This window comes from Flavobacterium chungangensis, assembly GCF_042654045.1.
Taxonomy (GTDB): Bacteria; Bacteroidota; Bacteroidia; order Flavobacteriales; family Flavobacteriaceae; genus Flavobacterium; species Flavobacterium chungangensis.
Genome location: NZ_JBHSFY010000005.1, coordinates 147,884 through 160,631, shown reverse-complemented (window position 1 = coordinate 160,631; position 12,748 = coordinate 147,884). Strand labels below are relative to the sequence as shown.

Genomic DNA, 12,748 nt, shown 5'->3' with positions numbered 1-12,748 from the left:
TTATGTCAACAACAAAAATACAACTGAATACCATTGAAGAAGCTATAGAAGATATTCGTCAAGGTAAAGTAATCATTGTAGTCGATGATGAGGATCGCGAAAATGAAGGTGATTTTTTGGCTGCTGCTGAAAAAGTGACTCCAGAAATGATCAACTTTATGGCTACTCACGGACGCGGTTTAATTTGTACACCGCTTACAGAAAGCCGATGCAAGGAGTTAGATCTTCGTGCCATGGTTACCAACAATACAGACCACATGGAAACTGCTTTTACGGTTTCTGTTGATTTAAAAGGTCAAGGAGTAACAACTGGAATATCTGCAGCAGATAGATCAAAAACAGTTCAATCTTTAGTTGATCCTAATACAAAACCACACGATTTAGCTCGTCCTGGTCATATTTTTCCTTTAATCGCTAAACAAGGCGGTGTATTAAGAAGAACTGGACATACTGAAGCAGCAATTGATTTTGCACGTTTGGCAGGATTTAAACCTGCTGGTGTAATCTGCGAAATTTTGAACGAAGACGGAACAATGTCTCGTTTGCCAGAATTGATTAAAGTGGCAAAAAAATTCGATTTAAAATTAGTTTCTATAGAAGATTTAGTTGCGTATAGAATGCAGCACGATAGTTTGATTGTTAAAAAAGAAGATTTTGATATCGAAACTCGTTTTGGAACTTTCCGTTTAAGAGCTTACGAACAAACCACAAACAAGCAAATCCATATTGCTTTAACTAAAGGAACTTGGAATCTTGGCGAACCTATTTTGACCAGAATTCACTCTTCTCAAGTAAACAACGATTTATTGGGCACATTGACTAATAATGCAGAACAGCAATTAGACGATATGTTTAAAGTGATTAATGAAAACGGAAAAGGTGCTGTTATCTTTATCAATCAAGATATGACCGCTGTAAACCTTTTGAACAGAATTTCTGAGCTTAAAACATTACAATCTAACGGAACTTTAAAAGCTCCAAAAGTGATTATTGACAGCAAAGATTACGGAATCGGAGCTCAAATTCTTCATGATATAGATATTTCTAAAATAAGATTAGTTTCGAATACAGAACAAACAAAACGAGTGGGTATGATTGGATACGGGCTTGAAATTACAGAATACGTTAATTATTAATATGGGAACAGTAGAAGAAAGAATTCAAAAATCGGAAACTCGTATATTTAAAGCCGTTTTCCCTAGTACAACGAATCATTACGATACTTTATTTGGAGGAACTGCACTTCATTTAATGGATGAAGTTGCTTTTATCTGCGCGACTCGATTCAGCCGTAAAAAAGTAGTTACGATTTCTACAGGGCAAATTGACTTTAAAAAAGCAATTCCTGCTGGTACATTAATCGAATTAGTAGCAAAAGTAGACAGCGTTGGAAGAACCAGCTGTAAAATTCACGTTGATATTTTCATGGAACAAATGTATTCTGAACTTCGTGAAACGGTAGTTTCAGGAACTTTTTCGTTTGTTGCTGTCGACGAAAACAAAAAACCAACGCCAATTTTAGACGATTTAGATTAATTTCTCAAAAAACATCACTTTCGGAAATACTGATAATTAGACACTTGAAAATTATCTTAAAAAACTTCAAAAAAAAGTCCGAAAAAAGTTTTTATAACCGAAAAACCGTCTTATATTTGCACCCGCAATCAGGCAATGATTGCGACATACTGGAGAAATGGCAGAGCGGTCGAATGCGGCAGTCTTGAAAACTGTTGACTGTAACAGGTCCGGGGGTTCGAATCCCTCTTTCTCCGCCAGTAGAAGTTTCAAAAGAAACTTTAAAAGTCAAAAGCCTTTAAACACTAGTGTTTAAAGGCTTTTTCATTTTTACACACTTTTCAAAAAGCACATGTTTTATCAAAAAGTAGTCACCCAATGAGTACCCACTTTTTTTTGGGGTCACTTTTTACAAAATTGGTGACCAAAATAAAAAGAATTCCCCGGGAATTCCCTGGTATCAATGGGCTCTCTTAAAATTTTTAATTCAATTTGATTATTAATTTTAAAACTAGATAACATGTTAAAAACAATTTTCTTGCTAAAATCCGAGAGGGTTAACCGAGACGGAGAATCCTCTATTATTCTAAGACTTTCCTATAAAAACAAAAGGATTACAATCGCCTCGGGAAAATTCATCTCGAAAGAAAGATGGATTCAGACAAACCATCTGAAAAATACACTGAAGGCAGAAAAAGAAAAGGTAATCAAAAGTTCTCTTGATCTCATGCAGCTTAATGCCGAAAAGAAGTTTACAGAACTCTTCAGAATTGACCCTGACGTTGATCTGGAATTGCTAAAAGCTGAACTTACAGGAAAAGTCAAAATCGGCCAGCCTCAAGGTCCTTCCATAATTGAAATTATGGAAACATACAATATATTCTTCACCAAAAGAGTTAATTCTGGAGAACGCGCAGCGGCTTCACTGCAGAAGTACAAAAGAGCGAAGGATTTACTTTTGGATTTCATCACCAGTATCTACAAAAAGGAAGATATGCCCGCATCTGAAATATCAAGCTCCTTTGTCTTTAAACTGGAGCAGTTCCTTAAATACGAGAGCAGTTTCAAAGACCAGACAGGCATCAAAAACAATTCGGTGGTAAAATATATGAAAATGTATAAAACTGCCTGCAATTATGCCATTAAAATGGATCTAATCATAAAAAACCCATTCAACGTTTATGACGGAAGGCTAAGCGTAAAAGATGCTGTTTTCCTAACTCAGCAGGAACTGAACACAATTGAGAATAAAATATTTTCAACACCTCGTCTGGAAAAAGTTAAAGACATATTTCTTTTCAGCTGCTACACAGGATATGCCCCTGTCGATGCCATGGATCTGACTGAAAGAAACTTATCTGAAGATTCAAATGGAAACTTATGGATTATGACCAGCAGAGCCAAAACTGCCATTAGGGCCAATGTTCCGGTGCTGCCTACTGTTGAGAAAATTATTTCTAAATATAAAAATCAGCAGAAAGGTCTTATCCCGAAAATATCCAATCAGAAAATGAATGCTTATCTTAAGGAAATAGCTGATGCCTGCAGCATAGACAAACATCTTACATGGTATGTTGCCAGGCATACCTTTGCTACCACTGTCACTTTAGGAAATGGAGTAAGACTTGAAAATGTATCAGCAATGATGGGGCATACCAATACCAAGCAGACACAGCATTATGCAAAGGTTTTAGATGTTAATATAATGGAAGATATGGAAAAACTTAAATCTAAGTTTAAGTAATATTTTATTAAAAACAGTCTTCTATTTCGAAACCTCTTTTCGTAGTTACCTTTAAAAATCTGATTATTTATTTTTCAAGTATGACAAAATTACGGTAAGTCACATCGAAAAAGAAAACTTAAGCAAAATCATGAGATCAAACTCTAGATTCGAATCACAGACATCCCTTATATTGCATATTGCGATATGCAATATGCGATATTAATAATCTATTTATCAACAAAATAGAATTGACTAACATCTCCAATTGCGTCCGCATTGCGGACGCAATTAAAATGAATACTAAAAATGTATATCCTTTTTAGTTTCTTTAACTGACCATGTTTACTAATTCTAACACAACCGAATATACTAATTTAAACACGTACATATTTACCAATTGAACGGCAGGGAAAAGAAAGAGCCAATTACGGTACTTACTTGATTAAATCTCTTGCAGAAGGAGATAAGCATCAATACGGAACTGGCTTTCATACTGCTAATTAACTGACATCTAAAATCTTACAGAATATTTCCAATTGTGTCGGCAGTGCGGACACAATTTAACTGGTACATTGAACTGAAGCAAAATTATTTACAACCAGATGGATTGATTTTTTGCATTATGATGAGCAATCCTATTCTTAGGATTTACAATTCAGGGTATCAAATTTTTAATTCAAATTCGATGGACAAAATTGACAAAAAAGATAAAATTTCAGTTGAATCCAACAATATAAATATCTTCGTAAAGAAAAAAATAAACAATGCAATAAGTATTAATATTTCAAAAAATATTAAACTGCAAAAGCGATTGTGATAAATTAACTATTGTTGATTAAAAATAAAACCTGTTTTGCAAATGAAAATCCAATACTGCTCAGACCTTCATCTAGAGTTCCCAGAGAACAAAAGACATATAGTTGACAACCCTATAAACCCAGAGGCAGATATTCTAATTTTAGCTGGAGATATAGTTCCATTCGCTATAATTGATAAACATCAAGATTTCTTCGATTATATTTCTAGTAATTTCAAAATGACTTTCTGGATACCAGGAAATCATGAATATTACTATTATGACATTGCTGAAAAAAGTGGTTCTTTAGATATCCAAATCCGAGAGAATATAATTTTAGTAAACAACTGTATGAAAGAAATTTTGGGTGTAAATATTATTTTTTCTACCCTTTGGTCAAATATTTCAGAAACAAGGCGCTGGCTAATTCAACAAAGCCTTTCCGATTTTAAAGTAATTAATTGTAATGATAGATTATTAAATGTTGATGATTATAATCTATTACACCAAAAAAGTGTAGAATTTTTACAAAACACATTAAATGAAAAATCAAATAAAAAAACAATTGTTGTAACCCATCATGCACCAACATTTATTAACTATCCTGAGAAATATGCCAATAGCAATATCAACGAAGCTTTTGCTTCGGAATTAGAAAAACTCATTGAAGATAGTAATATTGATTATTGGATTTACGGACACCATCACGTCAACCTTGCTGATTTTGAGATTGGAAATACAAAACTAATAACCAATCAATTAGGATATATTAAGTACAATGAAAATACAGGATTTAATGATAAAGCTATTATTTCTATATAAAACTGATTTCTTTTATACAATAATCACTGTATTTTATTCATTAATAAATTAATTTTCAACATAATAAACCTATATTTGCACAATAAACCTATGTGGTTTATTATTAATTTTATTAGTTTATTCTAATTTATTATGGAAAAATTAAAAGACTATATCCAACAAATACTTGGCGCACAACTCGAAATAAAAGAGTTGCAAAATGAACAATTGAATAGGTTGCCTTTTATATTCAAGAGCAATTTTAAATTCTATAGCACTACTTTAAGTAATCACGAATTAATTTTATTGGAACTTAATAAAGAGGATACTCTCAATGCAAGCCAATTGAGAAAGCAAATAGTAGAAATTCAAAAAAAGCTTGAAAAAAGAATAATTATAGTTACTGATACTATAAGCGCACTAAATCGTAAACGACTAATAGAGCATAAAATCAGTTTCATTATTCCTGGGAAGCAAATGTATCTAACAGAATTATTAATAGATATTCAAGATTACGAGAAAGAAAAGGAATTTAAAAAATCTTTCTTGTTACTGCCCTCAGCCCAGCTAATCTTACTATATCAAATTTTACACAAAGACGATAACTTAAGCCAATATACATTCAAAGAACTAGCAGAAAAGTTACAATACACCCAAATGGGAATAACTAAAGCAATAGAAAATCTGAGAAGATTAGCGATAGTGAAAGTTGAAGGAACAAAAGAAAAGAATATTATTTTCGAAAAAGACCTGCAAAAGCTTTGGGGGGATAGTGAACGATTATTAATTAACCCAGTTATGAAAACTGTTTATGTTGATGAAAAGCCAAAAGGATTATTAAAATCTAATACAACTGCACTAGAAGAATATACGGATATGAATCCAAGTGCATTAGAATATTTTGCTATAGAGAAAAAACAATTTTACGAGTTAGAGAAAAACAATAAGTTAGTTAATCTGAATAATGAAAGTGGAAATTTTGCATTAGAAGTTTGGAAATACAATCCGGAACTAATCACAAAAGGAATAACAAAGAAAAATAATGTAGATCCACTGTCTTTATATTTAAGTTTAAAAGACGGATTTATTGACGAACGAACAGATATGGCATTAGAGCAAATAATTGAAAAATACATATGGTAAGAGGTTTAGAAATTTTCAGAGAACACTTTAAAGAATTCACAGACAACTATATTATCATTGGCGGAACCGCTTGTGATATTGTTATTAATAATGTAGGACTGACACCAAGAGCAACAAAAGACATCGACATCATTTTAGTAATAGAAGCTTTAAGTCCTGAATTTGCAACTCACTTTTGGGAGTTTATTAAACAAGGAAACTATGAAGTAAAAGAAAAAAGCGAAGAAGACCGAAAATACTATCGTTTTCAAAAACCTCAAGTAGAAGAATTTCCATTTCAAATTGAATTGTTTTCAAGAATCCCAGATTTGTTAGATTTAGAAGAACAAGCACATCTAACGCCAATTCCAGTAGATACAGAAATTTCAAGTCTTTCAGCAATATTAATGGATGATGATTATTACAATTTTACAATCAAACATAGCCAATTAGATAACGGCATCCATTTAGCCAATACAGAGGCTTTAATAGGTTTAAAAGCAAAAGCATTTCTAGATTATAAAACCCGAAAAGAGAATGGAGAAAAGATTGATGAAAGACAGTTACGTAAGCACAAAATGGATGTATTCAGATTGTTATTATTATTAACACCTGAAGATAATTTCACAATTCCTACAAGTGTAAAAGCAGATATAGCAAATTTTACTGAAGCTGTAAAAACAGATTTACCAGATAAACAAATTTTTAAAGAAATGGGTGCTGGAAATGTAAACGTAAAAGAATTATTCGAGCAATTAATTAAGGTTTTTAATATTTAATAAAAATAAGCAAAGTATCTGTCAAAAATAAAAAACTTTAGAAATTTTAAAGGAGTATTATTTAATGTAAAACTCTCAACAGCGTTGAGAGAAATTCGCCCTAAGATAATCAATACATTAAAAGACAGCTTAATAAACATTATATGTTTAAAAATATAATTAACAATTATATTCACATTTTATATGTTTAAACATATAAATTATTATATTTGCTTAAATTCGTTGTAAAAGCATATAATTATGACACTTGCAGATTTTGTAAAAGAAAAAAGAAAAGAAGTAAACCTAACACAAGAGGCTTTTGCTGAGCGTGCTGGAGTAGCTCTAACTGTAATCCGAAAAATTGAACAAGGGAAAGAAAACCTCAATCTGGAAAAAGTAAACCAAGTACTCAAAATGTTTGGACATACCCTGGCACCAGTTAATGCAAGAGAATTATCCAAAACCAATAAATAGTAAGGATGAGAAAAGCGGCTATATACTATAAAGACCTCTTAGCAGGAATACTCACGGAAACTGACGAAGGTGAGTATGTTTTTCAATACGAAGAAAAACATATTAAAGAGCACCCAAAGCAGTTTCTCACGTTTACTATGCCGGTAACTCCAAAACCTTATAGCGACAAACGTCTATTTCCTTTTTTTGAAGGATTAATTCCTGAAGGATGGCTATTAGATATTGCTTCAAAAAACTGGAAAATCAATCAAAATGACCGCATGGGCTTGCTTTTAGCATGTTGCCATAACTGTATCGGAGCTGTAAGTGTCCAACCAATACCACAGGAAAATGAATAATAAAAAGTGCTTATATTGTTACAAAGTATTGGATGAAAATACAACCGGAGATTTTCACGAACAGTGCAGTCTGGATTTTTTCGGAACCAAACAGCAGCCATTATTTGAACATTCTCTGAAACAAATGGTTGAATTGGCAAAAAATGTAGTAGAAAGAAGCATAGCTGTTCCAGGAGTGCAACCTAAGCTTTCCTTATCATTAATAGATGACACTATTCAGGAAGGAAACAAAGGACGTCTTACCGTAGTGGGTGCTTTAGGAGGGAATTATATTTTCAAACCACCATCCGATCACTTTCCCGAAATGCCAGAAAACGAACACCTAACGATGCGTATTGCTGAAGCCTTCGGAATAAATGTCGTAAAATCAAGTTTAATCCGGTTGCAATCAGGAGAGCTTTCTTATATTACAAAACGTATTGACAGAACAGATTCAGGAGAAAAAATCCATATGCTAGATATGTTCCAAATTACCGAAGCTTTTGATAAATATAAAAGCTCAATGGAAAAAATAGGTAAAGCTCTTACCGAGTATTCAGATAATACTTTGTTGGATAAAGTTTACTTTCTGGAATTAGCTATTTTCAGCTTTTTGACTGGAAACAACGACATGCATCTTAAAAACTTCTCCATGATAAATATGGGAGATAAATGGACATTAGCCCCAGCATATGATCTCCTAAACGTAGCTATAGTCAATCCAGACGATACCGAAGAACTCGCTTTGACTCTTGAAGGAAAAAAGAAAAAGATCAAATGGGAAAATTTCGAACGATTGGGTAAAATGTTAGAGTTAAACGACAAACAAATTGGAAGTATAAAAAAACGTTTCTTAAAGAACAAAAACATAGCCATTCAATGGATCGATAAGTCATTCTTATCAGAAGAGTACAAAGAAAAATATAGAGTACTTTTGGAAGACAGATATATCATACTTCTTCAATAAAAATTATCAAATCAAACACTATTTTTTAAATTTTACCACAACTAAAACCTTTAGCAGGTTTAAAAAAAATCTAATAATTGAAAATGTAGGAAAGAGAGGGTTCCCAGCTTATGGTTCGAATCCTGCTCTCCCCATTTACCACAAGCGTTACCAACTTTATATTTCTAGTTATTTTACCAAGTTATTTTTATGTTGCGGAGTCTGAAGCTCCGCAATAGAATGTTTTTTCAACGCAACTGACAGTAGCCATAATTTTGATGGTAATGAGCATTTTAACTTTCCATTCCTTCAGCACCCTTGAAGTTTAATTGATCAATATCGGTAAATTTCGCAATTCGCACATAAAATTGCGTAAAATAAAGAAAGATTTACAAGTTTATCACTTGACTTTTCAGATAGCAAATTGTTAAATATAAATCTAATAAGTGCTATTTAATAAATATACTGTCACGATATTTTATATAAAGTATGATAGTAATGCAAATTACAAAAGCGGCCCAAACTTTATTTCCTAATTCATGAACATATTTGAGATCATTCAATTGGTGCGTATCAAATTTATATCTTTTAGGAAACAACCATACATACTCAAACATAAACCAAATTGGCGGGATTATTGTCCACGCACAGTATGCAAATACATCAAAAAAATTATAGTGAATATCTTTACATCCTTCTTTACAATGCAATTCAGTATGAATATTCTGCAAATTAAAAGAATTTGTTATTTTCCATAATGTAAAAAATAACGCAAGGATTGAAAGTAAAAAAAAGATTCTTCCTATGAGTGAAAACCAAAGTTTGTCATCTGATTCTGAAATGTTATCGTAATTTTCCATAAATTAATTATTTAAGTTTTCTACAATATTTTTATTTAAAATCACATCAAACCTATTTTATAATTTGATTTCTTTCAATTTCAAAATTATCATTTAACAAGTTCAAAGGCTTATATTTATTGGTAGCCATTTTATTAATTACACTTTCATGAATTAAAGTACCTTTTTTGAATTTTCTTAGAGGCCACAATCTAAAATCTAATACCATATCATGAAACCCGCTACCTTTTTTATATCGGGCTCGTGGTATGAAATCAAAGAGCTTAAATGCTATTGAAAGAGAGTTGTGTATTTCAAATGTATAATCAGGTTTTTGATAATTAGAATTTATACCATAAACATAGCGGTCGACTTTCTTTTTTGAAAGTTTTAAATCCTGATTAGAAGCTTCACCCAACATCCATTCTAATGCTAATTTAGATAAACCTTCAATAGGATAAGAACCTCCAACATCAGAATGCACGCCAGCAAATAGAACTTGCTTACAATTTTCATGTAATTCTGAAACTTCATAAAAATCATAATGTTTTCTTCTTTCATCTATAGAAATGGCATGTCTTACTATTTTAGCAATACCTAAACTTCTTGAATATGGAAAACTTTTGTAGTAGTTTATTAGTCCTCCTGCGGCAACAACAGTATCCCATATACCTATAAAATGAATATCGACTTTTCTAGAGAATCTGGAACGAAAAGCGTTAGCTATTTCAAACATTTTATCGCCTTTTACATAAATTTCGAGAGCATATCTTAAATGTCCATAGTTCCCTTTTTGCAACAAGCCAAACATTTCTATTAGTCCACTTAGCATTCTGACTGTATAGGCACCTCGGCTAAAACCAAAAAGGTAAATTTTGTCGCCATCCTCATAGTTTTCCATTAAAAAAAGATAAGCATCTTTCACATTTTCCTCAAGACTCGATGCAGACACAAGATCTTTTATGATATTCCATTTTCTAACTATCCAATTTTTGGCACCACTTGGTGCAATAGTTCCAACTCCAGGATGGTAATAGGTTACCTGTTTGTCGCTTTTTTCAAGACAACTATACAAATGCAGTACATTCGTATTTTCATTGATGGTCAGTTTATTGTCTGTTCCATCACAACAGACTACTAAGTTTTTTGGCATAAAATTGCTTTTTTAAAATTATAAAACTTAAATAAACAGAACAAAATCTATAGCATTATTGATTCGTCATCATCGATAATAAAATTATCTTCGTCGTTATTTGATTTAAACGTATCATATTGTTGCAATCCCTGAAAATCAATTTCTGTCGCATCACTTATACTCTTGATAGTGCATTGGTAATTTTTAAATGCTACCACTTGGTCAATATCAAGTGCTTCTAAATCCTCTCGCAAACTTTCATCAAAATCAATATTACTCACCAGTAGTTTCTGAGATAATCTGAAGGCTGTAGCTTTTAAATTTCCTTCGTCATCAAGCCACACAATTATTTTAAAAAAATCCATAGGCGTTCTTACACTTCTGAAAATTTTGTCTGTTTTTTTATCAAAAATCGGTCCGTTAAAAACCGTCATTTTGTTTTCCCCCTCGTCAGTTTGTTTTTTAACCCCTTTTTCCAAAACTGCTTTTTCAAGTTTTCCCCAAATACCACCTGCACGATTCAGTCCCGGAACCTGTGGACATGAGTTGGAATAAAAACAAGTATAAACGCCATTGCGCAACTCATTATCTTTTGAAACAGGAATATTCCATTTAGCATCCTGATAACGGCTCATATGTCCTTTGTCAAAATTCGAATGGGCATAAAACTTATCATCCAACTGACACGTTTTATCAATTCTCGCATCACGAAGCCAGTCATCGCTACGTTCACTATTGTCGACACGCAGGCATGGGTCACCCGACACATTTACTGCACTGATTAAAGGCATTCTTTTAACAGCATTAAAAATCAGACTGTAATTAAAATATTTGAGAATCATTGATCTATCTTTGAGTAAAGCCGTTTCTTTTTCAGTATCACTGCCGGATTTTGGTATAGGCATTGGAACATTTTTTCCTAAAAAGTTAGGTAGATAGCCAATACAGGCACTAAAATCAATCCCGTCTTCTTTGTTTGTTTTGGCAACTTCCAGAAGCAGTTCATTATTAGGACCTTTTTCTGGTTTTGATTCCGCGGCTACAATATTGGATATTTTTTTTGTTGACAAACTAATGTCTATGCTATTTTCGCTACTCAGAGCATCAACAGGGACGCTTATTGTTATATTCTTGCTATTATTTGTTTCCATAGCACTTTCTTTTTCTATATTTTTTATTGGTGCATCATTTGTTGGTTTACCATCTACTGAGAATGTTAAAATTTCCTTTCTGGGTAATTGCTCAATAGCTGTAATTATTGGATCATTTGGATTTTTATCCCTAACGTGCTTTAAAATCGTACTGATTCTGATTCCTTCATTTTTAAGCCAAACTACTTTAGTGATGTCAATTTTACCATCGTATTCAGGTATTATTTTTCCATCTTTATCAAGATAATGCTCACCATCTTCAGTCATCTTTGCTATACTTTTATGATGAAGACCTACCACTTGCCATTGGTCATTAAATACTGGACTTCCGCTACTTCCTTGAGCCGTATCTGTTTCATAATAAATTTTGATATCATCTATACCAACAAATTTATTTTCTCTGATAGACAACTGTTTGTAATCTCCTAAAGGATGATGAATAATATTTAGTTTTTCAACTCCTACTTCTCCAATTTTACCTGCAAGCTTATCCAGATACAAATAACTAATATCCTCGAGTGAATATTGATTATTTACATCCATGGGCGCTATTCCTACAAAGCAATAATCGAGTTCTTTGTCGTTATAGAATTTTGAAGCATCCATTTTAAAAATAACCGGATCAATAGGATGCCCTAAATTATCATATTCATAAAAAAAATGTGCCTCGCTTTCAGTTGCCATTCCCTTAGTCTGAAAAACGTGCCAATTGGTAAGCATTAAGTTTTTAGAGACCATAAAACCCGTGGCAAAACCAGTTCTTTTACCATTTTCCTTAATCACTATCCTTGCTACTTTTCTTTTAGTAAGCGCAATCAATTCAATAAAATTACTATACAAAGAATCATTATTTCCTATAGCTCTTTCGTAAGCAAAATCAACAGGTTCAGCCGTTTTGGAAGCAATCATATTCTTCCTGTTCTCTTTCCTTTTTTGATTTTCCTCTTCAGTAATATCGGGGATTAATTGGTCTAAAGTCTTAACTATGATTTTATGGTATACAGAGGTATCGATTTCAGGACTTAAATCAACACCTGCTTCATCAGAACTAATAGTCTCAAAACCTTCGTCTGGTGGTGGCAAGACAACCGTATCAGCAACATCTTGATTGGTTTCTTTCTGTAATTGTTCTTTAGAAACTTCTAACATAAAAGAGATTTTAAAA

General features: G+C 32.4%; 11 protein-coding genes and 1 tRNA gene. 10 read left to right on the top strand and 2 right to left on the bottom strand.

Annotation, left to right across the window (positions count from 1 at the left end):
* Positions 1-2 precede the first annotated feature (2 nt).
* From ribB to ACFO3N_RS09755, 10 genes are all read left to right on the top strand, one after another.
* The gene (gene ribB / locus ACFO3N_RS09800; protein ID WP_172426962.1) at positions 3-1,136 is read left to right on the top strand and encodes a 3,4-dihydroxy-2-butanone-4-phosphate synthase; all 1,134 of its coding nucleotides are present in this window, start codon (positions 3-5) and stop codon (positions 1,134-1,136) included.
* A 1-nt stretch (position 1,137) separates the two neighbouring features.
* Positions 1,138-1,536 (top strand): acyl-CoA thioesterase, encoded by a 399-nt coding sequence (locus tag ACFO3N_RS09795; protein ID WP_125721663.1) that lies wholly within the window; start codon positions 1,138-1,140, stop codon positions 1,534-1,536.
* Positions 1,537-1,687: 151 nt separating this feature from the next.
* Positions 1,688-1,775: transfer RNA gene (locus ACFO3N_RS09790), tRNA-Ser, on the top strand.
* A 278-nt stretch (positions 1,776-2,053) separates the two neighbouring features.
* A complete protein-coding gene (locus ACFO3N_RS09785; protein ID WP_379797300.1) occupies positions 2,054-3,259 on the top strand; it encodes a site-specific integrase in 1,206 nt (401 codons plus the stop codon).
* A gap of 841 nt (positions 3,260-4,100) precedes the next feature.
* A complete protein-coding gene (locus tag ACFO3N_RS09780; protein ID WP_379797298.1) occupies positions 4,101-4,859 on the top strand; it encodes a metallophosphoesterase in 759 nt (252 codons plus the stop codon).
* A gap of 132 nt (positions 4,860-4,991) precedes the next feature.
* Positions 4,992-5,981, top strand: a complete 990-nt coding sequence (locus ACFO3N_RS09775; RefSeq protein ID WP_379797296.1) for a MarR family transcriptional regulator — start codon at positions 4,992-4,994, stop codon at positions 5,979-5,981.
* Complete coding sequence (locus ACFO3N_RS09770; protein ID WP_379797294.1) at positions 5,975-6,739, top strand: nucleotidyl transferase AbiEii/AbiGii toxin family protein; 765 nt, start codon at positions 5,975-5,977, stop codon at positions 6,737-6,739. Before ACFO3N_RS09775 ends, ACFO3N_RS09770 begins: the two co-directional genes overlap by 7 nt.
* A gap of 237 nt (positions 6,740-6,976) precedes the next feature.
* Positions 6,977-7,195, top strand: coding sequence for a type II toxin-antitoxin system Y4mF family antitoxin (locus ACFO3N_RS09765; protein WP_083558753.1), 219 nt, complete (start codon positions 6,977-6,979; stop codon positions 7,193-7,195).
* Between the two features lie 5 nt (positions 7,196-7,200).
* Positions 7,201-7,533, top strand: coding sequence for a HipA N-terminal domain-containing protein (locus ACFO3N_RS09760; protein ID WP_041519127.1), 333 nt, complete (start codon positions 7,201-7,203; stop codon positions 7,531-7,533).
* A complete protein-coding gene (locus ACFO3N_RS09755) occupies positions 7,526-8,479 on the top strand; it encodes a HipA domain-containing protein (RefSeq protein ID WP_379797292.1) in 954 nt (317 codons plus the stop codon). Before ACFO3N_RS09760 ends, ACFO3N_RS09755 begins: the two co-directional genes overlap by 8 nt.
* An 891-nt stretch (positions 8,480-9,370) precedes the next feature.
* Here the strand turns inward: ACFO3N_RS09755 and ACFO3N_RS09750 are convergent.
* Positions 9,371-10,450: a DUF2235 domain-containing protein gene (locus tag ACFO3N_RS09750; RefSeq protein WP_379797290.1), complete on the bottom strand. Its 1,080-nt coding sequence runs from the start codon at positions 10,448-10,450 to the stop codon at positions 9,371-9,373.
* A gap of 47 nt (positions 10,451-10,497) precedes the next feature.
* Positions 10,498-12,732, bottom strand: a complete 2,235-nt coding sequence (locus tag ACFO3N_RS09745; RefSeq protein WP_379797288.1) for a DNA/RNA non-specific endonuclease — start codon at positions 12,730-12,732, stop codon at positions 10,498-10,500.
* Positions 12,733-12,748 lie beyond the last annotated feature (16 nt).